Annotated in this window: 22 protein-coding genes; 14 read left to right on the top strand and 8 right to left on the bottom strand. The window is 65.5% G+C overall.

The window, feature by feature from the left end:
* Positions 1-13: 13 nt before the first annotated feature.
* From H9K76_RS17785 to H9K76_RS17770, 4 genes are read right to left on the bottom strand one after another with little or no spacing between them, the layout of a single operon-like run.
* Positions 14-1,066, bottom strand: coding sequence for a VWA domain-containing protein (locus H9K76_RS17785; protein ID WP_187596646.1), 1,053 nt, complete (start codon positions 1,064-1,066; stop codon positions 14-16).
* Positions 1,067-1,089: 23 nt separating this feature from the next.
* Entirely contained in the window at positions 1,090-2,130 is a 1,041-nt protein-coding gene (locus H9K76_RS17780; RefSeq protein ID WP_187596645.1) for a DUF58 domain-containing protein, read from the bottom strand.
* Entirely contained in the window at positions 2,123-3,127 is a 1,005-nt protein-coding gene (locus H9K76_RS17775) for an AAA family ATPase (protein ID WP_187596644.1), read from the bottom strand. Before H9K76_RS17775 ends, H9K76_RS17780 begins: the two co-directional genes overlap by 8 nt.
* 25 nt (positions 3,128-3,152) lie before the next feature.
* Entirely contained in the window at positions 3,153-4,070 is a 918-nt protein-coding gene (locus H9K76_RS17770) for a S1C family serine protease (protein ID WP_187596643.1), read from the bottom strand.
* A 246-nt stretch (positions 4,071-4,316) separates the two neighbouring features.
* Between H9K76_RS17770 and H9K76_RS17765 the strand changes: the two genes are divergently transcribed.
* The 8 genes from H9K76_RS17765 (at position 4,317) to H9K76_RS17730 (ending at position 12,951) form a co-directional block, all read left to right on the top strand.
* Positions 4,317-5,201, top strand: coding sequence for a TatD family hydrolase (locus H9K76_RS17765; protein WP_187596642.1), 885 nt, complete (start codon positions 4,317-4,319; stop codon positions 5,199-5,201).
* A gap of 34 nt (positions 5,202-5,235) precedes the next feature.
* Positions 5,236-5,769 carry a DNA-deoxyinosine glycosylase gene (locus tag H9K76_RS17760; protein ID WP_187600712.1) on the top strand — a complete coding sequence of 178 codons (534 nt, stop codon included), beginning with the start codon at positions 5,236-5,238 and terminating at the stop codon, positions 5,767-5,769.
* Entirely contained in the window at positions 5,756-6,556 is an 801-nt protein-coding gene (locus tag H9K76_RS17755; protein WP_425489711.1) for a class I SAM-dependent methyltransferase, read from the top strand. The genes H9K76_RS17760 and H9K76_RS17755 overlap by 14 nt, the downstream gene beginning before the upstream one ends.
* A 43-nt stretch (positions 6,557-6,599) precedes the next feature.
* On the top strand, positions 6,600-8,423 hold the full coding sequence (tfpB, locus tag H9K76_RS17750; protein WP_187596640.1) for a type IV pilus assembly ATPase TfpB: 1,824 nt from the start codon (positions 6,600-6,602) through the stop codon (positions 8,421-8,423).
* Positions 8,424-8,688: 265 nt separating this feature from the next.
* Positions 8,689-9,177, top strand: a complete 489-nt coding sequence (locus tag H9K76_RS17745) for a tripartite tricarboxylate transporter TctB family protein (RefSeq protein ID WP_187596639.1) — start codon at positions 8,689-8,691, stop codon at positions 9,175-9,177.
* Positions 9,178-9,193: 16 nt separating this feature from the next.
* On the top strand, positions 9,194-10,705 hold the full coding sequence (locus H9K76_RS17740) for a tripartite tricarboxylate transporter permease (protein WP_187596638.1): 1,512 nt from the start codon (positions 9,194-9,196) through the stop codon (positions 10,703-10,705).
* Between the two features lie 434 nt (positions 10,706-11,139).
* On the top strand, positions 11,140-12,084 hold the full coding sequence (locus H9K76_RS17735; protein ID WP_187596637.1) for a DMT family transporter: 945 nt from the start codon (positions 11,140-11,142) through the stop codon (positions 12,082-12,084).
* Between the two features lie 66 nt (positions 12,085-12,150).
* Positions 12,151-12,951 carry an SDR family oxidoreductase gene (locus H9K76_RS17730; protein ID WP_187596636.1) on the top strand — a complete coding sequence of 267 codons (801 nt, stop codon included), beginning with the start codon at positions 12,151-12,153 and terminating at the stop codon, positions 12,949-12,951.
* Between the two features lie 89 nt (positions 12,952-13,040).
* On the opposite strand, the gene H9K76_RS17725 is transcribed toward H9K76_RS17730, so the two are convergent.
* The 3 genes from H9K76_RS17725 to H9K76_RS17715 form a co-directional block, all read right to left on the bottom strand.
* Positions 13,041-13,853 carry a BPSS1780 family membrane protein gene (locus H9K76_RS17725; RefSeq protein ID WP_187596635.1) on the bottom strand — a complete coding sequence of 271 codons (813 nt, stop codon included), beginning with the start codon at positions 13,851-13,853 and terminating at the stop codon, positions 13,041-13,043.
* A gap of 120 nt (positions 13,854-13,973) precedes the next feature.
* Positions 13,974-14,924: a homoserine kinase gene (locus H9K76_RS17720; RefSeq protein WP_187596634.1), complete on the bottom strand. Its 951-nt coding sequence runs from the start codon at positions 14,922-14,924 to the stop codon at positions 13,974-13,976.
* A 119-nt stretch (positions 14,925-15,043) separates the two neighbouring features.
* A complete protein-coding gene (locus tag H9K76_RS17715) occupies positions 15,044-15,424 on the bottom strand; it encodes a hypothetical protein (protein ID WP_187596633.1) in 381 nt (126 codons plus the stop codon).
* A 111-nt stretch (positions 15,425-15,535) separates the two neighbouring features.
* Between H9K76_RS17715 and polA the strand changes: the two genes are divergently transcribed.
* Positions 15,536-18,337: a DNA polymerase I gene (gene polA / locus H9K76_RS17710; RefSeq protein WP_187596632.1), complete on the top strand. Its 2,802-nt coding sequence runs from the start codon at positions 15,536-15,538 to the stop codon at positions 18,335-18,337.
* 62 nt (positions 18,338-18,399) lie between these two features.
* Here the strand turns inward: polA and H9K76_RS17705 are convergent, their stop codons facing one another.
* A complete protein-coding gene (locus tag H9K76_RS17705; RefSeq protein WP_187596631.1) occupies positions 18,400-19,332 on the bottom strand; it encodes a LysR family transcriptional regulator in 933 nt (310 codons plus the stop codon).
* A gap of 93 nt (positions 19,333-19,425) precedes the next feature.
* Between H9K76_RS17705 and H9K76_RS17700 the strand changes: the two genes are divergently transcribed.
* From H9K76_RS17700 to H9K76_RS17680, 5 genes are all read left to right on the top strand, one after another.
* Entirely contained in the window at positions 19,426-20,220 is a 795-nt protein-coding gene (locus H9K76_RS17700; protein ID WP_246475112.1) for an SDR family NAD(P)-dependent oxidoreductase, read from the top strand.
* 80 nt (positions 20,221-20,300) lie between these two features.
* The gene (locus tag H9K76_RS17695; protein ID WP_187596630.1) at positions 20,301-21,281 is read left to right on the top strand and encodes a Bug family tripartite tricarboxylate transporter substrate binding protein; all 981 of its coding nucleotides are present in this window, start codon (positions 20,301-20,303) and stop codon (positions 21,279-21,281) included.
* A gap of 58 nt (positions 21,282-21,339) precedes the next feature.
* Positions 21,340-21,864, top strand: a complete 525-nt coding sequence (locus tag H9K76_RS17690; RefSeq protein ID WP_187596629.1) for a carboxymuconolactone decarboxylase family protein — start codon at positions 21,340-21,342, stop codon at positions 21,862-21,864.
* A 124-nt stretch (positions 21,865-21,988) separates the two neighbouring features.
* Complete coding sequence (locus H9K76_RS17685) at positions 21,989-22,885, top strand: dienelactone hydrolase family protein (RefSeq protein WP_187596628.1); 897 nt, start codon at positions 21,989-21,991, stop codon at positions 22,883-22,885.
* 173 nt (positions 22,886-23,058) lie between these two features.
* The gene (locus H9K76_RS17680) at positions 23,059-23,910 is read left to right on the top strand and encodes a ZIP family metal transporter (protein WP_187596627.1); all 852 of its coding nucleotides are present in this window, start codon (positions 23,059-23,061) and stop codon (positions 23,908-23,910) included.
* Positions 23,911-24,167 lie beyond the last annotated feature (257 nt).

Here is a 24,167-nt window from a genome sequence, read left to right as displayed (position 1 = left end):
AACAGCGGCGGCGCTACATCAGCCGGCCGTACCACCACATGGACAGGGCCGCCGCGAGGATGACGAGCGCGGCACCGGCCAGGGCGAAGAGCGCGGAGATCTCGGTCTCGCGCTTCTCCATGCTCAGGCGGGACTGAAGCGTTTCATAGACCTTCAGCAGGTCCTGGGCCGTGGCCGCGTGAAAGTACTGGGCGTTGGTCATCTTGGCCACCGTCTGCAGCGTCTCTTCGTCGAGCTTCACGCGCATCGACCAGCCCTCGAACTCGATGACCGTGCCCTCCGGCGTTCCCACGCCGACCGTGTACACGCGCACGCCACGGTCCGCCGCCCATTGCGCGGCCATCAGCGGATCGACTCCCGCGTTGCGCTGGCCGTCCGAGAGCATGACGATGGCCGCGGTATTGAACGAGCCCGGGGGTACTGCGGATCGCGTCACCTGCTGGCCTGTCGATTCCATGAGCATCACGTCCTCCACGCTGCGCGCATGCAGGCCGTCTCGTCCCGAGAGTGCGACCAGGTCGATGCCGCTGCCCGGAAAGATCGCAGCGAGGGACATCAGAATGCCGTTGCCCGTGGCCGTGCCGCGCTGCAGCTGGAACGAGTCGATGGCCGCATTCAGGTCCTCGTGGTTCACGGTCGGCAACTGGGCGATCTGGGCCGTTCCCGCGAATGCCACGACGGCCACGCGCACGCTGCGCGGCAGTGCGGCAATGAATGCCTTGGCCGCATTCTGCGCGGCTGCGAGGCGCGTGGGCTCGACGTCGTTCGCGCGCATGCTGCCGGAGACATCGATGGCCAGCACGATGGTCTGTTGCTGCGCGGGCAGCCGCACCACGGCCACCGGCCGGGCGGCCGCCAGCAGCAGCGCCGCGATGCCCAGCAGAAGGAGAAGGGGCGGGACATGGCGGCGCAGGCGCAGCCCGGTTCCCATGGCCTGGCGGGCCAGCGCCAGCGCGGGGTACTGAATGGCCGTGCTGCGCCTGCGGCGCATGCCCAGCCAGTACAGCAGCGCAAGCAGCGGTAGCAGCAGCAGGCTCCAGAGCAGCGAGGGCCAGAGGAATGCCATGGTGGATCCAGTGCTTATGGCAACTATTGCAAGCTTGCCTGGCTTGGCAGTCTTGCTGAAGAGAAGGAGGAGGGTTCGGTCACCTGCGGGGCTCCGTGCGGCTGGTGGCGCCAGCGCAGGCCGCGAAGCGCCATGAAGCGCAGCAGGGCTTCGAGCAGGTCGTCGTCGGTCGACAGTTCCAGCGTGTCGACGCCCGCCCGCGCGAGATGGGCGCGCAGTTGCTCCTCGCGCTCTGCGGCAAGGCGGGCATACCTGCGGCGAAAGCCCGCGTTGCGCGTGTCCACGTGCAGGCGCTCGCCGGTCTCGGGGTCGCGCATCCAGACCAGCCCCACGTCGGGCAGCGAGAGCTCCAGCGGATCGAGCAATCGCACGGCCGCCACATCGTGGCGCTGCGCGAGCAGGGCAAGGGGGCGTTCCCAGCCGGGATCGCTCATGAAATCCGAGATCAGGAAGACGGCGCTGCGCCGGCGCAGCACGCCCTGCGTGGCCTGCACCAGATGATGCAGCTGCGTGGTGCCGGTGGGCTGGCGGTCACGCGTGCCGCCAGGGGAGCCCGGGGACCGGAGTGCGTGAAGCAGCTGCAGCACATGCGCGCGGCTGCCGCGTGCCGGAATGATCCGCTGGCGTGGACCACGTTCCGGACCGCTTTCAGGATGGCCTTCGTGGAGGATCGCGCCGACCCGGTTGCCGCGCCGCGTGAGCAGCCGCGACAGCGTGCCGACAAACGCAACGAGCTGGTCGCGCTTGCTGCGACCCGGGGGGCCGAAGTCCACCGACGGGCTCAGGTCGAGCGCGAACCATGCCGTCATCTCGCGGTCTTCGGTGAAGACGCGCACATGGGGCGTAGCCAGCCGAGCAGTGACGTTCCAGTCGATGTGGCGCACGTCATCGTGCGGCTGGTACTCGCGCAGGTCCGTCAGGTCGATTCCCGTGCCGCGCAGCAGCGTGCGATAGTCGCCGTGGAGCAGGCCGTCGAGCCTGCGCAGCACGCGCCATTCGAGCTGGTGCAGAAGCCGCTCCGCCGAGGGTGGATGCGTGCTCGGGTACGTGGTGGCGTCAGGCACGGCGCGCCTCCTTGCCGGCGGGGTCCTGCACGCGCGCAGGGGCCGGCAGCCGCAACAGGATCTGATCGATCAACGCATCCACCTGCTGCTCATCGGCCAGGGCCTCATACGACAGTGTGATGCGGTGGCGCAGGACGTCGTGCGCAAGCTCCTTCAGGTCCTCCAGCAGCACATAGCTGCGCCCGCGCATCAGCGCGAGCGCTTGCGCTCCCTCGGCCAGCGCGATGGTGGCGCGGGGACTGGCGCCGCAGGCCACGGAGCCTGCAAGATCCTTGAGGCCGTAGACCCCGGGGTTGCGCGTGGCCGCAACCACGCGGACGGCATATTGCAGCAGCGAAGGATCGACATAGACCTCGCGCGCCGCGCGCTGCAACTCGGCGAGCTGTGCGGTGTCCGCCACGGCCTGCACCTGCACGGCGGGCGCCAGGGCACGCTCGGCGATCACGAACTCCTCCTCCTCGCTGGGGTAGCCGATCACCACCTTCATCATGAAGCGGTCCACCTGCGCCTCGGGAAGCTGGTAGGTGCCTTCGGTCTCGATCGGATTCTGTGTCGCCATCACCAGGAACGGGTGCGGCACCCGATGGGATTCGCCGGCGATCGTCACCTGGCGCTCCTGCATCACTTCGAGCAGGGCGCTCTGCACCTTGGCGGGTGCGCGGTTGATCTCGTCGGCCAGCAGGAGATGGGTGAAGACCGGGCCGAGCGTGGTGCTGAATTCGCCCGTGCGCTGGTTGTACATGCGCGTGCCCACGAGGTCGGCGGGCACCAGGTCGGGGGTGAACTGGATGCGCCGGAACTGCCCGGCGATGGTGTTCGCCAGGGTCTTCACCGTCAGTGTCTTGGCAAGACCCGGGACGCCCTCCACCAGCAGGTGGCCACCTGCCAGCATGGCCACCATCACGCGTTCGAGGAAATGGTCCTGCCCCACGACCACGCGCTTGATCTCGTAGAGGATCCGTTCCATCAGAACGGCGGTGGGTGGCGTGTTCTCCATGGGGTTCTCCTGGCCTGGCTCCGTGTCAGAAAGGTGGTGATCCCACGGCCTTGGCGGCGTTCTCGATGGGCACGGCAAAGCCGATGCCGAGCGACGTGCGCGCGGCGGTGGGATTGAGGATGGCAGTGACGATGCCCACGACCTCGCCGTCCATCGTGACGAGGGGCCCGCCCGAATTGCCGGGATTGGCGGCGGCATCGAACTGGATCAGGTTGCGGAGCACCTGCCGGCCCTCGGGCGACTGGAATTCGCGCTTGAGCCCAGAGATCACACCCGAAGAAACCGAGGGGCCGATCCCGAAGGGAAAGCCGACCGCAATCACCTGGTCGCCCGCCTGCAGCCCTTCGGTGGTCCGCATGGCCGCCGGCCGGAGATCCTTGGGCACCCTGCCGGCCTGCAGCACCGCGAGATCGTTCTCGGGCTGCATGTTGACCACGCTGGCGTCGGAGATGGTTCCGTCCGCGAACTGCACCTCGATGCGCCGCGAGCCCTGGACCACATGCAGATTGGTCAGGATCACCCCCTTGCCGACCACCACCACGCCGGTGCCTTCGCCCCGTTCGATCTCTGTGCCGCGCCGCGTGCGCACATAGCTGGTGACATGCACCACCGAGGGCGCGATCTTTGCGGCCGCGCGGGCCTGCTGCGAGGGCAGGGTGTGGGTCTGCAGCGTATGCAGGACGGCTTCGTCGATGTCCTTCTGCGTGAGCTGCTGCGGGGGAGGTTGCCGCAGTTCGACAAGCCAGTAGCCGAGCATGCCCGTGTTCATTGCCAGCACCAGTATCAACGCCACCCAGGCGGGGTGCATGCGCCGTGGCGGGTGGGTTGGAGGGGTGTCCTGCTCTGCCGCGTCCGGTGCGGCGGGAACGGGAGATGCCATGTCCTCGGCGAGGGCGGGGACAGGGTCGCGGCGAGAACTGCTGTAACGTGCGATCCGTGGCATGGGACACCTTCGCCGAAGGCAGGGCCCGCGCAGATATTGCGCTGCAACATGCCTCTTCGGAAAATCTGTTGAAGGACCGAGGTCACAGTAGCACGGAATGAGGGCGGACGCACGCACAACGGGCTTTCGTCTTACAGGCGTGCGCATGCAGTTGCATGCGGTCACAACAGCGGGCGACTGCCCGACACATCCACCGAATCTCGTTCGTGGGTTTTTCCCGGGCCGGAACTGGGGCATCATGGCTGCATGCAAGTTGCAAGTACCGCTTCCGGCGCTTCGTGGATAGACACCCACTGCCATCTCGATGAATTCGTGGCCCATGGCGGCCAGGACTATGCCGATCGCATGCGCGCCGCCTCGCGCAGCGCAGGCGTCGGACACTGCGTGATTCCCGCCGTGGAGCGCGGCAACTGGGCTGCCTGCCGCGAGATGGCCCATCGCTGGGGCGACAGCTATGGCCTGGGCATCCATCCGCTCTACACCCCGCGTGTGCAGGAGGGCGATCTCGCAGCGCTGTCCGCGGCGCTCGAGCAGGCCGCATCGGAGCGCGACGAGCGACTGGTGGCGATAGGGGAGATCGGCCTCGACTATTTCGTGAAGGGGCTCGATCCCGCCCGGCAGGAACAGATCTACCGTGACCAGCTGCAACTGGCCAGGCGCTTCGACCTGCCCGTGATCCTGCATGTACGGCGATCCGCCGACCGGCTGCTCAAGCATCTGCACGAGGTGCCTGTGCAGGGCGGTATCGCGCATGCGTTCAACGGCAGCCTGCAGCAGGCTCGGGCCTTCATCGACATGGGTTTCAAGCTGGGGTTCGGCGGTGCGCTTACCTTTGAGCGGGCGCTGCAATTGCGCAGGCTCGCGGAGGAACTGCCGCTGGAGGCCCTGGTGGTGGAGACCGATTCACCCGACATTCCGCCGCATTGGCTGTACGTGACCGCCGAGCAGCGCGAAGCCGGCGTGCCGCAGGCGCGCAACACCCCGGCCGAACTGCCGCGCATCGGCGCCGAGCTGGCACGGCTGCGCGGCATGGCCGCAGACGATCTGGCGCGCGCCAGCAGTGCCAACGCAGCCAGGGCCTTGCCGCGCCTGGCCGCGCTGCTGGAGGGGGAGGGTGCGGCGCATGGCTGAGCGGGGCGAAGACGACAAGGAAAAGGACATGGCAATGGAAGGGCGCGGCACCACGCTGGTCGGCCTGTCGCCGGTGGTGAGCGCACGGACGAAGGTGCTCGTGCTGGGCAGCTTTCCGGGCGTGGCATCGCTGCGCGCGGCCCAGTACTACGGGCATCCGCAGAATCATTTCTGGCGTATCCTGGCTGCGCTCTGGCCCGACGATCCCCTGCCTGCGCGGGAGGACTACGCGGCGCGCTGCCAGTGGGCGATCGATCATCAGCTGGGTATCTGGGACGTCTACCAGGCCTGCGAGCGCGAGGGCAGCCTTGACGCCAACATCCGCAACGCGCAGGTCAACGACTTCGCGGCGCTCGCGCGGCGACTGCCCCTGCTGGCCGCCATCGCCCACAATGGAGGGGAGAGCTTCCGGCATGCGAAGGCGGTACGGGCCAGCCTGGGTTTACCTGGGGATGACAGAATCGCATCCCTGCGATTGCCGTCGACCAGCCCGGCCAACGCGTCGTGGAGTTTCGAGAAAAAACTGGATGCCTGGCGCGCAGCGCTGGCTCCCTATGGATTGGTGTGAAGCCTTGAGCAAGAAAAAACAACTGCAGAACGCGGCGGAACTGCCCGAAGTCAGCGTGTCCGACGATGGCGACGTGCGCTATCTGCACCTGGGAACGCCCTGGATACAGGGCTCGATGAAGGTTGACGAGCCGTTCGATATCGAACTTGAATATGTTCAGCGCATGATGGCATGGCTGCTGTTCGTCGATCCGGCGGGCGTAGGCAAGCGGCATGCGATGCAACTGGGCCTCGGTGCCGGCGCCATCACCAAGTTCTGCCACAAGAAGCTGCGTACGCGGACCACGGCGATCGAGCTCAATCCCCAGGTAATCAGCATCTGCCGCGCGTGGTTCAAGCTGCCACAGGATGGCCCGCGCCTGCGGGTGGTGCTCGGCGATGCGGCCGTCGAGATCCGCAACCCGGAGTGGCTCGGAACGGTGGATGCCCTGGCGGTCGATCTCTACGACCACCAGGCGGCGGCACCCGTGCTGGACAGCGCCGAGTTCTATGCCGACTGCCGCCAGCTGCTGACGGATGACGGCTGTCTCACCGTCAACCTGTTCGGGCGCATGTCGAGCTATGAGAGCAGCCTGCAGAAGCTCGCCGATGTCTTCGGCGAGGACGCACTGTGGGCCTTCAAGCCCACGCGCGAAGGCAATACCATCGTGCTGGCGCAGCGCACGCCCACCGCACCCAAGCGTGCCGAGCTGATGGAGCGGGCAGAACAGGTGCAGGCGCGCTGGGATCTGCCAGCGACGAAGTGGCTGCGCGTGTTCAGCCGCGTGCAGCCCGCCGCGAAGGCGTGAGCTTCCCCGTGCAGGGAATGCCAGGAAACACAGCAGGGACCCCATGAACACCACCGCCCACGTGCCGCCCAGACCCATAACCGCATCGCCGACCCCCAGTGCTCCGCGCCGCAAGGCGCATCATGGCCCGCTCGACTGGCGCACGGTCGTGGAATGGCTGCGCACCGAGGGCGTGATCGATGCCGAGGCCGCGGATCGCACGATCGAGCGCTGCTCCCGCGCGGAGAGCGTGCAGCATCCGCTGGTCCGCCTGGGCAACGTGGGCATGGTGCGAGCAAGCGACGGCAAGCCGCTGGATGTGGACCTGCTCACGGAGTATGTGGCGCAGCACAGCGGCCTGCCGTTTCTGCGCATCGACCCGCTGAAGGTCGACGTGGGGCGCGTGGCGGACGCGATGAGCGCTTCCTACGCCGAGCGCCACAAGGTGCTGCCGGTGCAGGTATCGCCCACGGAGATCGTCGTGGCCACGGCCGAACCCTTCATGAGCGATTGGGTGGCCGAGGTGGAGCGGCAGTCACGCCGCACGGTCCGGCGCGTGATGGCCAATCCGCTTGAGATCAAGCGCTACACGGCCGAGTTCTTCGCACTGGCCAAGTCGGTATGGGCCGCGCAGAAGGCGGGCGGCAATTCGGCGGGAGGCAGTTTCGAGCAGCTGGTGGAGCTCGGCAAGGCCAACAAGCAGCTGGATGCCAACGACCAGGGGGTCGTGCGCGTGGTGGACTGGTTGTGGCAATACGCCTTTGACCAGCGGGCGAGCGACATCCATCTGGAGCCACGCCGCGAGCAGGGCGTGATCCGCTTTCGCATCGACGGCGTGCTGCACGTGGTCTACCAGATGCCGATGAGCGTGCTCAACGCCATGGTCGCACGCGTGAAGCTGCTGGGCCGCATGGACGTGGTCGAGAAGCGCCGTCCGCAGGATGGCCGGATCAAGACCCGCAACCCTGGCGGCGACGAGGTCGAAATGCGCCTGTCGACGCTACCCACGGCATTCGGCGAAAAGATGGTGATGCGCATCTTCGATCCCGACAACACGGTCAAGGACCTGGGCGCGCTCGGCTTTCCTCCCCACGATGCGGCGCGCTGGGAAACGCTGGTGCAGCGCCCTCACGGCATCATCCTGGTGACCGGGCCGACGGGCTCGGGCAAGACGACGACGCTGTACTCGACGCTCAAGCGCATCGCCACCGAGGAGGTGAACGTGAGCACGGTCGAGGATCCGATCGAAATGATCGAGGCTTCGTTCAACCAGACGCAGGTGCAGCCGCAGCTCGATTTCAATTTCGCGGAAGGCCTGCGCGCCCTCATGCGGCAGGACCCGGACGTGATCATGGTCGGGGAAATCCGCGACCTGGAAACCGCCGACATGGCGGTGCAGGCGGCGCTCACGGGCCATCTGGTCTTCTCCACGCTGCATACCAACGACGCACCGAGCGCGGTCTCGCGCCTGATGGAACTGGGCGTGGCGCCCTACCTGATCAACGCCACCATGCTCGGGGTGCTTGCGCAGCGGTTGGTGCGCACCCTGTGCAAGCAGTGCAAGCAACCCGATGAGGCCGCGTCGCCGGAGGTGCTGGCCGACCTGATCAAGCCATGGAAGTTCAACGGCGAATACAGGGCCTACAAGCCGGTGGGCTGCATCGAGTGCCGCATGACGGGGTTCCGCGGACGCATGGGGCTCTATGAGCTGCTGACCTTCAGCGAGGATATGCGCAACCTGGTCACGCAGTCGCCTTCGATGGACAACCTGCGGCGTCAGGGGGTGAAGGATGGGATGCGGCCGTTGCGGCTGGCGGGGGCGATGCGGGCGGCCGAAGGGCTGACCACGCTGGATGAGGTGATTGCGGCTACTCCGCCGTTGGAGTGATTCGTTCTTTGGCTAGGTGTTTGTGTTTGTATGTGTGGTGATTTTTTAGGGCAGTCCCGGCCTCCGCCTTCAAAACAACCCACACCATCAGAAAAAACCATCCCGCCCCGAGGCTTCAGCGTATGCAGGCCGCCGCCTGCACGCCCGCAACCCGCTTGTCTCTTAGGGAAAACTTGTATCCGCTTGTAGGTGGAATCCACATCGATTCGGGCTGACTCGCACCTGACAATCCGCCGGTCGTTATCCTTTTCCAGGAGACTTGTTTGTGAAAATAAAGAGTCAGAAAGATTTCTTTTCGGGCCTGATGTTCCTGCTCGTAGGCGGCGGGTTCGCGTGGGGCGCAACTACGTACAGCGTGGGCTCGGGTGCCCGCATGGGGCCGGGTTACTTCCCGCTGCTGCTGGGCATCATCCTGGCGGTGATCGGTGCCGTCATCATGTTCAAGGCCACCGTGGTCGAGACCGAAGGCGGTGACAAGATCGGCAAGTGGGCGTGGAAGCAGATTGTCTTCATCATCGGCGCCAACCTGCTGTTCGGCGTCTTGCTGGCTGGCCTGCCGTCATTCGGCATTCCTGCCATGGGCCTGATCATCGCCATCTACGGCCTGACCTTCGTGGCCAGCCTGGCGGGCAGCACCTTCAACTTCAAGGAAGTGTTCATCCTCGCCACCGTGCTTGCCGCCGGCAGCTACATTGCCTTCGTGTGGGCACTGGCCCTGCAATTCCCTGTGTGGCCCAGCTTCATTGCAGGTTGATCGGAGACTCTAGACCATGGATCTGATACAGAATTTGTCGACGGGTTTCGGCGTCGCGTTCACCTTCCAAAACCTGATTTACTGCTTCATCGGCTGTCTGCTCGGCACGCTGATCGGCGTGCTGCCAGGCGTGGGCCCCGTGGCCACCATCGCCATGCTGCTGCCTGCAACCTATGCGCTGCCTCCGGTGGCTGCGCTGATCATGCTGGCCGGTATCTACTACGGCGCACAGTACGGTGGTTCGACCACCGCCATCCTGGTGAACCTGCCGGGCGAATCGTCCTCCGTGGTGACCGTGATCGACGGTTACCAGATGGCCCGAAAAGGGCGAGCGGGGCCGGCGCTTGCGGCGGCCGGCATCGGTTCGTTCTTCGCGGGCTGCGTGGGTACGCTGATCCTGGCGGCCTTTGCTCCTCCGCTGACGGAAGTGGCCTTCAAGTTCGGCCCCGCCGAATACTTCTCGCTGATGGTGCTGGGCCTGATCGGTGCCGTGGTGCTGGCCTCGGGTTCGCTGCTCAAGGCCGTGGGCATGATCGTGCTGGGCCTTCTGCTGGGTCTGGTCGGTACCGACGTGAACTCCGGCGTCGCGCGTTATTCGTTCGACATTCCTGAACTGACCGACGGCATCAACTTCGTCGTGATCGCGATGGGTGTGTTCGGCTACGGCGAAATCATTGCCAACCTGTCCAAGTCCGATGACGAACGCGAAGTCTTCACCGCCAAGGTGCAGGGCCTGTTCCCCACCAAGGAAGACTTCAAGCGCATGTTCCCCGCGATGATCCGCGGTACGGCCCTGGGTTCCGCCCTGGGTATCCTGCCCGGTGGCGGCGCGCTGCTGTCCGCATTTGCTGCGTACACCATCGAGAAGAAGACCAAGCTCAAGCCCGGTGAAGTTCCTTTCGGCCAGGGCAACATCCGTGGCGTGGCGGCTCCCGAGTCGGCCAATAACGCTGGTTCGCAGACTTCGTTCATCCCGCTGCTGACGCTCGGTATTCCTCCCAACGCCGTGATGGCGCTGATGGTGGGTGCGATGACCATCCACAACATCCAGCCTGGTCCCCAGGTGATGACGAGCAACCCCGAACTGTTCTGGGGCCTGATCGCCTCGATGTGGATCGGCAATGCGATGCTGGTGATCCTGAACCTGCCGCTGATCGGCATGTGGATCAAGCTGCTGACCGTGCCTTACCGCTGGCTGTTCCCGTCCATCGTGCTGTTCTGTGCGATCGGTGTGTACTCCACCAACAACAACACCTTCGACGTGTGGCTGGTCGGCGTCTTCGGCTTCATCGGCTACCTGTTCTACAAGCTGGGCGTGGAACCTGCTCCCCTGCTGCTGGGCTTCATCCTGGGCCCGATGATGGAGGAAAACCTGCGCCGTGCACTGCTGCTCTCGCGCGGCGACTGGAGCGTGTTCGTGACGCGTCCGATCTCCGCCGGCCTGCTGACTGCGGCCCTGCTGCTGCTCGTGATCGTGCTGCTGCCTGCGGTGAGCAAGAAACGCGAAGAGGCGTTTGTCGAAGACTGATATCGGGTTGATCACGCAAACCCGGCCCGGCGCATCATGAGCGGGCCTCTTGAAACGGCACCTTCGGGTGCCGTTTTTTATCGCCGGGCCGCCCCAAGATAAAAAACGCCCCTCCTGGAGGGGCAGCGGCCACACGCAGTGGGCAAGCGTGGGGAGCCATTTTTATCGCCGGGCCGCCCCAAGATAAAAACGCCCCTCTCGGAGGGGCAGCGGCCACACGCAGTGGGCAAGCGTGGGGAGCCATGTCTTATGTCTTATGTCTTATGGTTCATTGGCGATGGCTGCCGTTCCGGTATGCACGCGCGGGCCCGTCAGGGAGCCTTCATAATCGGTCATTCCCTGCTCAGGCATGGCTGAACGCACTCCCGCAATGGTGCTGACAGTGCTCGCGGTGCCGGCCGGGCCGCGGCGCAGCCCGCAGGAATCTTCATTCAGTGTCTTCTTCTCCGTCTTCCCCCACCTCCTCACCCATCCACGCGCCCGTGCAGCCGAAAGGCGTGGCGCTGGGCCTCACGCTGGGCATCGTCGGCGCGATTGCATTCAGCGGCAAGGCCATCATCGTCAAGCTCGCATACCGGCACGGCGTGGACGCGGTCACGCTGATCATGTACCGCATGCTGTTTGCACTGCCGTTCTTCGTGCTGATGGCCTGGTGGGCGAGCAGGGGCAAGCCACCGCTCACGCGTCGCGACTGGCTCGGCGTGATCGGCCTCGGGGTGAGCGGTTACTACCTTGCGAGCTTTCTGGACTTTGCAGGGCTGGCCTACATCACGGCAGGGCTCGAGCGGCTGATCCTGTACCTCACGCCGACCATCGTGGTGGCGCTGGGCTGGTTCCTCTATCGCCGCCGCATCAACAGGGTGCAGGCGCTGGGCATGGCGGTGAGCTACATCGGCGTGCTGGGCGTCTTCGGGCAGGAAGCCACGCAGCAGGGCAGCGGCGTGGTCTGGGGGGTGTTCCTGGTGTTTCTCTCCGCCATCAGCTATGCGGTCTACCTGGTCTACAGCGGCGAAATGGTGCGCAGGCTGGGCTCGCTTCGGCTGGTGGGGCTGGCGACCTCGGTGGCCTGCATCTGCTGCATGCTGCAATTCGTGGTGCTGCGGCCCGTGTCGAGCGCGCTGGCGGTGGCTCCGCAGGTGATCTGGCTGTCGGTGCTGAACGCCGTGCTGTGCACCGTCGTCCCCGTGCTGCTGGTGATGATGGCGATCGAGCGCATCGGCTCCGCGCTGGTGGCGCAGACGGGCCTGATCGGGCCGCTGTCCACCGTGCTCATGGGCATCTGGCTGCTGGATGAGCCTTTCACCGCGGGCATCGCAATCGGCACGGCGCTCGTGATTGCCGGGATATTTGTCTTCACGCGGGCCGCTTCGCGTGCTTGACGCTACGATGGCCTGCCGCTGGCGTATATGGCCGTGTGCTGACGTTGAATCAACAAGGAGATCTCCATGGATTTGGGAATTGCCGGGCGCTGGGCGCTGGTATCGGGTGCGAGCAAGGGGCTGGGTTTCGGCTGCGCGCAGGCGTTGGTGCAGGAGGGTGTGAACGTCGTGATCGTGGCGCGCACCGCATCGGCCATCGAGGCGGCTGCCGTGCAGTTGCGCGACCGTGCGGCACGGGGTGCCCAGGTGATCGTGGTGGCTGCGGACATCACCACCGAACAGGGCCGCGAGGCGGCGTTCGGCGCCGCTGGCGGGCCGGGGCGCGATGTGGACATCATGGTCACCAACGCGGGCGGCCCGCCACCGGGCGACTTCCGCAACTGGGACCGCGATGCATGGATCAAGGCCGTCGATGCCAACATGCTCACCCCCATCGAGATGATCAAGGCCACCGTCGACGGCATGGCCTCGCGCGGCTTCGGGCGCATCGTCAACATCACGTCGAGCGCAGTGAAGGCGCCCATTGACATCCTGGGCCTGTCCAACGGCGCGCGCAGCGGCTTGACCGGCTTCGTGGCCGGCCTGGCGCGCAGCCCGATCGCGGCCAAGGGCGTGACCATCAACAACCTGCTGCCGGGCAAGTTTGACACGGATCGACTGGCCGGAACCTTTGCTGCGACGGCCCAGAAGCTCGGCAAATCGAGCGACGAGGTGCGCGCCACGCAGGCCGCGCAGATACCCGCGAGGCGCTTCGGCACGCCCGAGGAGTTCGGTGCGATCTGCGCCTTCCTGTGCAGCGCGCAGGCGGGGTATCTCACGGGCCAGAACATCCTGGCCGACGGTGGTGTCTACCAGGGCACGTTCTGACTCATCAGCCGGTGAGCCGAAAGAGAAAAGCGCCGTGACCCTTCGGGGTACGGCGCTTTCCTTTTGGCGTCTTGAGTGCAAGCAGGTGCTTACTCAAGTACCTCCGGATGGTGCTCCTGCTGGCGCTGCGGAGGTTCGAAGTTGTCTCGGAAGGTGAACACGATCGACGTGAAGAACATGGTGGCAAGCACCAGTGCGGTGGCAATCATGAGTGCCGCGACCACCGAGCTGCCGAGGCCTGCCACGGACAGCAGCGTGACGATGAGGCTCACCACCACGCCCGCGCCCAGGAACACGCCGAACCAGACGATGCTGTAGAGGCTGAACGCGCCGATGTTCCTGATGCATGCCACGATGCTGAAGAACAAGGCCTTGACCGGCGGGACGTTGTGCCAGTGCACGAGCCCCGGAGCATGCCAGAACAGCATGGACAGCGGCACGTACAGCGCCATGACGATCCAGGTCGCACCCATGAAGCCGCCGCTTTGCGCCATGTCTTGTGTGATGGGTTCGGCACCGAAGTACACGCTCGCAAACTGGCCGCCATCCACCAGCGATGCAATGCCGATGATCAGCAGGAACAGCACCGCATAGATTGCGCCGAGTGCGGCCAGGGCCGACAGGCGCTGGCGCCCGGTGCGCAACGCGTTGAGGATGAGGGCGGGCGTGGGAATGCGGCCCAGGCTGGTTTCGGCGGCCGCCTCCATCATGATCAGCGTGGCGGCGGGCAGCAGTGCCAGCGCGATCACGGGGCCGAGCAGCGGGACGACCGACAGCAGCGACATGGCGGCCGTCGTCGTGAAGAACAGCAGGGTGAGTGCCAGTGGCTGGCGCCAGAAAACCTGGATGCCCTGGCGAACCCAATCAACGCCAGTGCGTGCCGGAACAATATGCAGCTTCATGGGGAAAGAGGAGGTAAGCGTGCCGAAGATCGCGCCGGATCGCGGCACGCTGGCGGGACAACCGGCACTGTACCCCAGACGCCAGAAACCGAGGCGATCCAGGGCATTGCCGCGTTGGCGTCATGGATGAAGTGGATGCGCGATGCGCCCCTGAAGCACGCGCTCGAAGTGCGTGGGGTCGTGCGGCTTGAGCATCGACGCCTCGCGTGGAAGGTAGAAGTCCCACAGGCGCGAAATCCAGAAGCGGAGCGCCCCGGCGCGCAGCATGGCGGGCAGCAGCGTGCGCTCCGCGGTGGTCAGCGGCCGCACGGCCTGGTAGGCATCGAGCATGGCGCTCGCACGCACGGCGTCGTGCACGCCGGTGGGCAGGTCGATGCACCAGTCGTTCAGGCAGACCGACAGGTCGAACAGCCAGGTGTCCACCCCGGCAAAGTAGAAGTCGAAGAAGCCGGTGAGCTCCTCGCCGTCGAACATCACGTTGTCGCGGAAGAGGTCGGCATGCACGGGGCCGCGCGGCAGCGCCGTGTATTCGGACGAGGCCGCGACGTGGTTCTGGTAGGCCAGCTCCGATGCGAGCAATGCCCTCTGTTCCTCGCCGATATGGGGCAGCACGACGGGCACGGTCTCGTTCCACCAGTCGAGCCCTCGCAGATTGGGCTGCATGCGGTCGTAGTCGCGGCCCGCGAGGTGCATGCGCGCGAGCATCGTGCCCACGGCGGCGCAGTGCACGGCCTCGGGCGCCAGCTGGCTCTTGCCGCGCAGCTTGTTGACAACGGCGGCAGGCTTGCCCGCCACGGTGTGGAGGATGTCGCCGCTCTTGTCGGCCGCCGGGTCGGGCACGGGGATGCCGCCGTGCGCCAGGTGCTTCATCAGGTGCAGGTAGAACGGCAGCTGCTGCGCGGTCAGGCGCTCGAACAGCGTGAGGACGTACTCGCCTTCGCTGGACGTGAGGAAGTAGTTGGTGTTCTCGATGCCGCCCTCGATGCCGCGCAACTCCGTCAATGTGCCCAGTTGCAAACGGCGCAGCAGGTCGCGCGCCTCTTTGTTGGAGACTTCGGTGAAGACGGCCATGGGTCAGCTAGCTCGATGAAACAGTGAGTGAAAGATGAAAGCGGTTGAGGAACGGCGCAGGTGCGCATGGATCCCCACGAACCTGCGGCAATGCAGGGACGCCTGGCTCCGGCAAGCGTTCAGAAGGTGCCGAGCTTCCAGACGCGCGGTGCGGTCATGGTCTCTGCACCGCTGCGGCTCGGGCCGCCATCGCGTGTGCCATTGTTCGGGATGACCTCGTACTCGGGAATGCCACCGCCTGCCGACTTGGGCTTGACCTTGATGCTCTGGGTCTGGCCGCCCACGCGAAGCTCGTCGACGCGGCTGCCCCCGTCTTCCACGGTCAGGCGTTCGATGCGCTGGTTGTGGCGGTCTTCCCCGGAATGCTCCTGTCTTGGGAGCGTTGCCGAAGAGTCGGGCATGGTCTGGGCGGGAGCCTGCGCAGGATTCTGGGCAAAGGCCGGGCCGCTGGACACCAGGGTCAGCAGCAGGGCGGAGAGGAGGGAAGTTGCGGCGCGCATGCCTTGATTGTAGAGCGGGTGGTCATGGCGTTGTCATTTCCCCGGAAGTTGGCTGCCTTGCCGGGGCGTGCAGGCCCTGCGGCCCACCCGCTGTCACGGCACAATGGCGGGATGAGCAATTCCAAGACCCTGGTGCTGGTGGACGGCTCCAGCTACCTCTACCGCGCCTTCCATGCCATGCCCGATCTGCGTGCCGTTCCGGGCGATCCGGCGAGCGCGGCCACGGGCGCGATCCGCGGCATGATCAACATGATGCAGGCGCTGCGCAAGGACGTGACGGCAGACTACGCGGTCTGCGTGTTCGACGCGAGCGGCCCGACGTTCCGTGACGCGCTGTACACCGACTACAAGGCACAGCGCGCGCCCATGCCCGACGACCTGCGCTCGCAGATCGAGCCGATCCACGAGGTGGTGAAGATGCTCGGCTGGAAGGTGCTCGCGGTGCCGGGTGTCGAGGCCGACGACGTGATCGCCACGCTGGCGCGCTTGGCGTCGGAGCAGGGCATCGACGTGGTGGTCTCCAGTGGCGACAAGGATCTTTCGCAACTGGTGAACGAGCGCATCACCATCATCGACACGATGAACGGCAAGAAGCGCGACGTGGCGGGCGTGACGGCCGAGTTCGGCGTGCCGCCCGCGCTGATGATCGACTACCAGGCCCTGGTGGGCGATGCCGTGGACAACGTACCCGGCGTGGCCAAGGTGGGACCCAAGACCGCATCGAAGTGGCTGCTGGAGCATGGTTCGCTCGACCAGTTGATCGCGAATGCCGGGGACATCAAGGGTGTCGCGGGCCAGAACCTGCGCGATGCGATTGCCTCGGGCCAGCTCGCACTCAGCCGCCAGCTGGTCACCATGAAGACCGATTGCGAGCTTGGCGAATATGTCGTCGGGCTGCCTGCGCTCGAGTCGATCACTCTGGCAGAGCCCGATGGCGCAGCATTGCTGCCGTTCTACGAGAAATTCGGCTTCAAGGGGCTGGCACGCACGCTTGGCAGTGCCGTGGCCCAGCCGGCGGCAGCTGCCCCCACCGCAGCCGGTGGACAGGAGGACCTCTTCGGTGCCGAGGATGCGATCACCACCGAGATCGCGGTGCTGGCCCAGCATCGCGACGTGGTCTATGAAACGTTGCTGACCGAGGCGGAGCTCGATCGCTGGATCGCAAAGATCGACGCGGCGGAGCTCACGGCCATCGATACCGAAACCACCTCGCTGGACGAACAGCTGGCGCGCATCGTCGGCATCAGCTTCAGCGTGGACGTGGGCAGCGCCGCCTACGTTCCCGTGGCGCACGATGGCCCGGATGCGCCCGAGCAGCTTCCGGTCGAGCTCGTGCTCGCCAAGCTCAAGCCCTGGCTCGAGGATGAGTCCAGGAAGAAGCTGGGCCAGCACATCAAGTACGACCGCCACGTGTTCGCGAACCACGGCATCGACGTGCGCGGCTACCAGCACGACACCATGCTGGAGAGCTATGTGCTCGAGGTGCACAAGCCGCATGGGCTGTCGAGCCTGGCCGATCGCCACACCGGCCGCAGCGGCATCACCTATGAGGACCTGTGCGGCAAGGGTGCCAAGCAGATCCCGTTCTCCCAGGTGCCGGTGGAGAAGGCGGCGGCCTATTCATGCGAGGACTCCGACCAGACGCTGGACGTGCACCGCGTGCTGTGGCCGCAGCTCGAGGCAAGCGACAGGCTGCGCGGCATCTACGAACTGGAAATGCAGACCAGCGAAGTGCTGTTCCGCATCGAGCGCAATGGCGTGCTGATCGATGCGGCGGAGCTGGCACGGCAGAGCAACGACCTGGGTCAGCGCATCGTGCAGCTCGAGAACGAGGCCTACGAGATCGCGGGCCAGCCGTTCAACCTGTCGAGCCCCAAGCAGCTCGGCGAGATCTTCTTCGACAAGCTCGGCATGCCGGTGGTGAAGAAGACGGCGACGGGCGCACGCTCCACCGATGAGGAGGTGCTGGAAAAGCTCGCGGAGGACTATCCGCTGCCCGCGAAGCTCCTGGAGCATCGTTCGCTCTCCAAGCTCAAGGGCACCTACACGGACAAGCTGGCGCTGCTGGCCGATCCCGGCAACGGCCGTGTGCACACGCACTACGCGCAGGCAGTGGCGGTGACGGGGCGCCTGTCGAGCAACGATCCCAATCTGCAGAACATCCCCGTGCGTACGGCGGAAGGCCGCCGCGTGCGCGAGGCCTTCATCGCGCCCGAGGGCCGCGTGATCGCGAGTGCCGACTACAGCCAGATCGAGCTGCGCATCATGGCCCACATCAGCGGCGATGAATCGCTGCTCAGGGCCTTCCACGATGGCATCGACGTGCACCGTGCCACGGCGTCCGAGGTGTTCGGCGTGCCGGTGGACCAGGTCTCTAGCGAGCAGCGCCGTTATGCCAAGGTGATCAACTTCGGGCTGATCTACGGCATGAGCAGCTTCGGCCTGGCGAAGAACCTGGGCATCGAGACCAAGGCCGCTGCGGCCTACATCGACCGGTACTTCCAGCGCTATCCGGGCGTGAAGCAGTACATGGACGAGACCAAGCTGCAGGCCAAGTCGCAAGGCTATGTGGAGACCGTGTTCGGCAGGCGGCTGTATCTGCCCGAAATCAACTCGCCGAACGGCCCGCGCCGCAGCGGTGCGGAGCGCGCGGCCATCAACGCCCCCATGCAGGGCACGGCGGCCGACCTCATCAAGATGGCCATGGTGGCGGTGCAGAAGGAGCTGGATGCCAGGAAGCCCGATGTACTGATGATCATGCAGGTGCACGATGAACTGGTGTTCGAGTTGCCGCAGAGCGAGATCGAGTGGGTGCGCACCGAAGTGCCGCGCATGATGGCCGATATCGCCGAGCTGAAGGTGCCCCTGCTGGCGGAGGTGGGCTTCGGACCGAATTGGGAGAAAGCACACTAGGGATGGGACGCTCTGCCCGAGTCCGCGCCGGCATGCATCGAGGGGATGCGTGCAGAGCTTCCCTAGCTGTGTGCAGGCAGCAGCCAATGGGTGTGCGCTTCCATGAGTTCGCTGGCGACCTGGCGAATCTCTCGCATCGCGGCCTCCGCGATCGATGAGGCCGAGCCCTGGCGGCGGCTGACCACGCCCACTGACCGCAGCGGTCCGTCGGCGATGGCCGAGATCTTCATGCCCCCGAGATGCACCATGGGCATCATGCCCAGGTAGGGCAGCACCGCGACGCCGAGCCCCTGCTTCAGGAAGCCGGCGATCGTGCCCACCTGGTCGAGCTGCATCTTCGGGCGGAATTCCACGCCACGCTGCAGCAGCGCGGCGCTGATGTAGCGCATGGCGGTGCTCGCGTCCGTCATGCTGATCACCGGCAGCTTCAGCAGGTCCTCGAGCATGACCTCGTCGGCGACACGCCGGCGCCAGGCGCCGCAGGACAGCAGCACGAACCGGTCGCGCAGTACCTCCTCATACCTGAGTTCGGGATGCGATGGCGCGACGGATGCCAGCGCGAAATCCACCTGGTAGTTCATCACACGCTCGATGCACGCGTTGTTGGTGCAATCGTGGATCGTGATGCGCGGCGCCTTGTGCCTAGCCTCCAGGCGCGCGCAGACCTGCGGCAGCATCACGTTGGCGAGCGACGGCAGCGAGGCGATGCGTAGTTGCTGGGCCTCGCGTTCGGCGGCGTTGCGCATGTGCCTGAGGCCCGCATCGTATTCCCCGACCACGGTCCGCGCGAGGGCCGCCAGCTGCCGGCCGCTTTCCGTAAGCTGTACGCTGCGCGTTGTGCGCTCGAACAGCGTGACGGCCAGCGACTCCTCCAGGTCCCGGATCGCCTTGCTCAGCGAGGGCTGGGTGATGAACAGCTGCTCGGCGGTCTTGCTGAAGTTGAGCGACTCGGCGAGCGCGAGGAACATGCGCAGCTGGCGTGGGGAAATATTCATGCCTTCATTCTATAAATGGATAGATAGAAAGAATTTCAAAAATAAATGAGCCTTGCCTAGGATGCAGCCACCAACCCGATACAAGGAGAGAAGGTGCTGGATCTCAAAGGCAAGGTGGCATTGGTCATGGGCTGTGGCGCGGTGGCCGACGGCTGGGGCAACGGGCGCGCCACGGCGGTTCTGATGGCGCGGCAGGGCGCGCAGGTGTTCGGCACCGATCTGGTGCTCTCGAACGCGGAGCAGACCCGGCAGCTCATCGAGCAGGAAGGCGGCACGGCCCATGTGCTGGCCTGCGACGCCACGCGTGCGGACGATGTGCACAGGACGGTGCAGGCCTGCATCGAGCGCTTCGGCCGCATCGATATCCTGGTCAACAACGTGGGCCTGTCGCAGCCCGGAGGCCCGGTCGACATGGACGAGGCGGTGTGGGACGCGCAGATGCAGGTGAATCTCAAGAGCGCGTTCCTGAGCTGCAAGCATGTGATCCCCCATATGCGGGCGCAGGGAGGCGGCGCGATCGTGAACGTGGCATCGGTGGCGGGGCTGCGCTATATCGGCAAGCCGCAGGTGGCCTACGCGGCGGCGAAGGCAGGCCTGCTGCACTTCACGCACACATCGGCCGTGATCCATGCGCCCGAGGGCATCCGGATGAACTGCGTGGTGCCGGGGCTGATGCATACGCCCCTGCTCGAAGGCCTGGCCGCGAAGTACGCCAAGGGCGATACCGAGGGCTTCATCAACACGCGCAACAACCAGGTGCCGATGAAGCACATGGGTACGGGCTGGGACACCGCGCATGCCGTGCTGTTTCTCGCCGCGGACGAGAGCCGCTATGTCACCGGCACCGAGATCGTGGTCGACGGCGGCCTGGTCGCGGCGACGCGCTGAGGCCGGATGTCCTGCGCGGTGTGAAGGGACGAGCCCTTCCTAGCCATCACAACGAGACTTTCGACAAGGAGACTTCCGACATGAACACCCAACCCGTTCGCCGCCGCGTCTGGCTTGCCTGCGCGGGCGCTGTGCTGGCCTGCCTTGGCGCGCCCGCCGCGTGGTCGCAGACCTATCCCGCCCAGCCGATCCGCCTGATCGTGCCGTTCGCCCCCGGCGGCGCGGTGGACCAGACGGCGCGCATCATCGGCGCCACGCTGGGCGAGAAGCTGGGGCAGTCGATCGTCATCGAGAACAAGCCCGGTGCCAGCGGCTCGCTGGGTGCCGGGGATCTTCACCGCTCCAGGCCGGACGGCTACACGCTGATGCTGGCACTCGACTCGCAGGCTGTGAACCACCACACCGTGAAGAACCTGCCGTTCGACACCTTCAAGGACTTCGACTACCTGAGCCTGCTGGTCACCACGCCGCAGGTGCTGGTTACGCGCAATGAACTGCCCGTGAAGAGTTTCGACGAACTGGTGGCCTACCTGAAAGCCCACCCCAAGAGCTCGTACGGCTCGGCGGGAACGGCATCGGCCGGACATGTGAACAGCGCGCAGCTCTCGCTGGCCAAGGGCCTGAAGACCGAGCATGTGCCGTACAAGGGCGCCGCGCCGCTGCTCACCGACCTGCTGGGCGGCCACATCGACTATGCGTTCGCAGGGTTGTCGGTGATGCTTCCGCAGATCAAGGCGGGCAAGCTGCGCGCCCTGGCGGTGAGCTCGCCCAGGCGCTCGGCCCTGCTGCCGGACGTTCCTGCAATGAACGAGCTGGTTCCCGGATTCGAATTCCCGACCTGGATCGGCCTGGTCGCGCCACCCGGATTGCCGCCGCAGGTGCGGAGCCGGATCCTCAAGGCGACGCAGGAAACGATGCACGACCCACTGGTGGAAAAGAAGTTTGCCGAGAACGCGTTCGACGTGGTGAGCGGCACGCCGGAGGAGTTTTCGGCACGGGTCCGCAAGGATTCGGATGTGATGGCCGACCTGGTCAAGCGCAAGATCGTCACGAGCGACTGAAACCCTATCCCTCTTCTTCGGCGCACGCCGATCACTCATTGCAAGGAATCTCGCAACCATGGCCCGTATCCCCTATGCCGACGCGCAGAGCCCGGCGGTCAAGCCGCTCGCGGACCGCATCATCGCCGAGCGCGGCAGCATCCTGCATCTCTACCAGATGCTGCTCAACAGTCCGCCGGTGGCCGAGGGCTGGCTGAACTACCTGACGGCCATCCGCCAGAAATCGTCGCTGGGCGGCGCGATCCGCGAGATGGTGATCATGCGCGTGGCGCTGCTCAATCATGCGCCCTACGAGGCCGAGCAGCATGCGCCGATCGCGCTGCGGGAGGGCATGACGCAGGCCCAACTGGACGCACTGGGCGAATGGCAGGCGGGCACGCAGTTCGATGCCCGCGAGCGCGCCGTGCTCGCCTACACCGATGCGATGACACGCGACATCCAGGTTCCCGATGCGGTGTTCTCCGCGGTGTCCGCGCATTTCGATGCGCAGCAACTGGTGGAGCTCACGGCCACGGTGGCGGCCTACAACATGGTGTCCCGCTTCCTCGAGGCGCTGCAGATCCATTCGCACGACGCGCGCTGAGCAGCGCCCGGCGGAGCGGACGGCTTTCGGAAACCGCCGCGGATCCCGGGGCGAGGCGTGCCTGCCGCACGCGCATGCCTGTAGACTGTCCGGTCACCCCGTACTCACCCTCAGGAGACAGACCATGAAGCATGACGACATGAAGCGCGATCTCGACTCGCTGCTGCCAGGCCAGACATCGGAAGCGGGCGCCTCGCGCCGCACGGCGCTGAAGGTGGCGCTGGGCGTGGGCTATGCGGCCTCCGTGCTGCCGGTCTGTGCGCAGACGGCCATCAAGACACCGGCGGACGGGCTCACGGTGGGCGATGTGCATTTCGATGTGAATGGCTTTCAGGTCAACGCCTACCGCGCCGCGCCTGAGGGCAAGAAGAACCTGCCCGTGGTCCTGGTGATCTCCGAAATCTTCGGAGTGCACGACTACATCGCGGACACCTGCCGCCGCCTGGCCAAGGAAGGCTACATGGCGATCGCGCCGGACCTGTTCGCGCGGCAGGGCGATCCGATGTCGTATGGCGAGATGTCCAAGCTGATGAGCGAGGTGATCTCCAAGGTGCCCGATGCGCAGGTCATGGCCGATCTCGACGCGACCGTGAAATGGGCGGGTGCGAACGGCGGCGACGTTGCCAGGCTGGGCATCACCGGCTTCTGCTGGGGCGGGCGCATCACCTGGCTGTATTCGGCCCATGGGCCGGTGAAGGCGGGCGTGGCGTGGTATGGCCGGCTGGTGGGGCAGCCAAGCGACCTGACGCCCAAGCACCCGGTCGACATTGCCCCGATTCTCAAGGCGCCGGTGCTGGGGCTGTACGGTGAAAAAGATTCCGGCATCCCTCTTGACACGATTGATAAGATGAAAGATGCCCTTCGACAGGGCTCTGCCGCAGCCAAGAAATCCGAGTTCGTGCTCTATCCGGACGCGCCGCATGCATTTCACGCAGACTATCGCCCGAGCTTCCGCAAGGAGGCCGCCGAGGATGGTTGGAAACGCATGCTGGCCTGGTTCAGGACGCACGGCGTGAATTGATTGCAAGCAAGGATTTGCCAAAAGAGCGACAATCTGTCACGTTCTTTTGGCGTCTTCGTTCAGAGGATCCTTGCTCAGCCAGTTCTTCGCAGCCAGGCAGGAAGACGCAAAGCCCTTCGGGGCTTTTTTTGTTGAACCATCAACCTGCGGGCTTGGTTGCCTGCCTGAATGCGATGTTATTACTGGAAATCATTGGAGCCACGCTGGCGGCTGGCATCGGAAGCGTATGGATTGCGGCATTGCTGATGCGCCTGGGGCTGGGCAACGGCAACCGCGTCGGCACGCAGCATCTGCTGAGCCTGGCGGCGGGAGCGCTGCTGGCGACCGCCTTCATGCACCTGTTGCCCGAAGCGTTCGAGAGCCAGGTGGAGGCGCATGATCTGTTCGCCGTGCTGCTGGTGGGGCTGGTATTTTTCTTTCTGCTCGACAAGGCCGAACTCTGGCATCACGGGCACGAGCATGGCCATGCCCATGGACACGGGGATCATGGTCATCATCATCATGACGCGCATGGCCATGATCACGGTCATGTGCACCAGCATGAACACTCCGCCGGTTCCCAGCGCAAGAGCGGTGGCTGGTCCATCGTCACGGGTGACAGCGTGCATTGCTTTGGCGATGGCGTGCTGATCGCCTCGGCGTTCCTGGCGGACGTGCGCCTGGGCGTGGTGGCCGCGGTGTCGGTGCTGGCCCACGAGGTGCCGCACCATATCGGCGATCTGGTGGTGATGAATTCCAGCAGCTCCAACCGCCGGGCGGCGCTCATGAAGGTGTCGCTGGCCGGGGCCGTCACCGCGCTGGGGGGACTGGCGGGATATTTCCTGCTCAGCCATCTGCACGGTGCGCTCACCTATCTGCTGGTGATTGCGTCGAGCAGCTTCATCTATGTGGCCCTGGCCGATCTGATTCCGCAACTCCAGAAGCAGCTCTCCGCGCGCGAGACGGTGGCGCAGATTGCGTGGCTGGTGGCGGGCATCGTCATCGTGACCGTGGTGAGCGGACTGGCTCACGGGCACAGCCATTGATGGCTGGGTAAGTTCCGTTTTGGTTCTTCCCGGAAGACCGGGTCTCATGGGTTGCGTGACGAATGGACGGGCGGCGCTTGAGGCGAGAGTCTTCGTATGGAGGTGCTGATATGGCCCCTCATACTTTGTTGCAAAGGCTTGCCGTACCAAAGTACTGTCTGCGCCTTTGCGTCGCGTCTGAGGGGCCATCTCAGCATTGTTGTGAACAGTTCAAGGCGGGCGCGCGCTGCTCAGGCGGTCATTCAGAACACCTCATT

Source organism: Diaphorobacter ruginosibacter (genome assembly GCF_014395975.1).
Classification (GTDB): Bacteria; Pseudomonadota; Gammaproteobacteria; order Burkholderiales; family Burkholderiaceae_C; genus Diaphorobacter_A; species Diaphorobacter_A ruginosibacter.
The sequence above is the reverse complement of the archived record's forward strand: the minus strand, read 5'-3'. Positions and strand labels throughout refer to the sequence as shown.

Excerpts from the sequence above, each read along its gene's own strand:
- H9K76_RS17705 (WP_187596631.1), bottom strand. The coding sequence starts at position 19,332 with ATGAATATTTCCCCACGCCAGCTGCGCATGTTCCTCGCGCTCGCCGAG.
- H9K76_RS17765 (WP_187596642.1), top strand. The coding sequence starts at position 4,317 with ATGCAAGTTGCAAGTACCGCTTCCGGCGCTTCGTGGATAGACACCCAC.
- H9K76_RS17730 (WP_187596636.1), top strand. The coding sequence starts at position 12,151 with ATGGATTTGGGAATTGCCGGGCGCTGGGCGCTGGTATCGGGTGCGAGC.
- H9K76_RS17740 (WP_187596638.1), top strand. The coding sequence starts at position 9,194 with ATGGATCTGATACAGAATTTGTCGACGGGTTTCGGCGTCGCGTTCACC.
- tfpB (WP_187596640.1), top strand. The coding sequence starts at position 6,600 with ATGAACACCACCGCCCACGTGCCGCCCAGACCCATAACCGCATCGCCG.
- H9K76_RS17785 (WP_187596646.1), bottom strand. The coding sequence starts at position 1,066 with ATGGCATTCCTCTGGCCCTCGCTGCTCTGGAGCCTGCTGCTGCTACCG.
- H9K76_RS17725 (WP_187596635.1), bottom strand. The coding sequence starts at position 13,853 with ATGAAGCTGCATATTGTTCCGGCACGCACTGGCGTTGATTGGGTTCGC.
- H9K76_RS17680 (WP_187596627.1), top strand. The coding sequence starts at position 23,059 with ATGTTATTACTGGAAATCATTGGAGCCACGCTGGCGGCTGGCATCGGA.
- H9K76_RS17695 (WP_187596630.1), top strand. The coding sequence starts at position 20,301 with ATGAACACCCAACCCGTTCGCCGCCGCGTCTGGCTTGCCTGCGCGGGC.
- H9K76_RS17775 (WP_187596644.1), bottom strand. The coding sequence starts at position 3,127 with ATGGAGAACACGCCACCCACCGCCGTTCTGATGGAACGGATCCTCTAC.
- H9K76_RS17715 (WP_187596633.1), bottom strand. The coding sequence starts at position 15,424 with ATGCGCGCCGCAACTTCCCTCCTCTCCGCCCTGCTGCTGACCCTGGTG.
- polA (WP_187596632.1), top strand. The coding sequence starts at position 15,536 with ATGAGCAATTCCAAGACCCTGGTGCTGGTGGACGGCTCCAGCTACCTC.
- H9K76_RS17770 (WP_187596643.1), bottom strand. The coding sequence starts at position 4,070 with ATGCCACGGATCGCACGTTACAGCAGTTCTCGCCGCGACCCTGTCCCC.
- H9K76_RS17755 (WP_425489711.1), top strand. The coding sequence starts at position 5,756 with ATGGATTGGTGTGAAGCCTTGAGCAAGAAAAAACAACTGCAGAACGCG.
- H9K76_RS17720 (WP_187596634.1), bottom strand. The coding sequence starts at position 14,924 with ATGGCCGTCTTCACCGAAGTCTCCAACAAAGAGGCGCGCGACCTGCTG.
- H9K76_RS17760 (WP_187600712.1), top strand. The coding sequence starts at position 5,236 with ATGGAAGGGCGCGGCACCACGCTGGTCGGCCTGTCGCCGGTGGTGAGC.
- H9K76_RS17685 (WP_187596628.1), top strand. The coding sequence starts at position 21,989 with ATGAAGCATGACGACATGAAGCGCGATCTCGACTCGCTGCTGCCAGGC.
- H9K76_RS17690 (WP_187596629.1), top strand. The coding sequence starts at position 21,340 with ATGGCCCGTATCCCCTATGCCGACGCGCAGAGCCCGGCGGTCAAGCCG.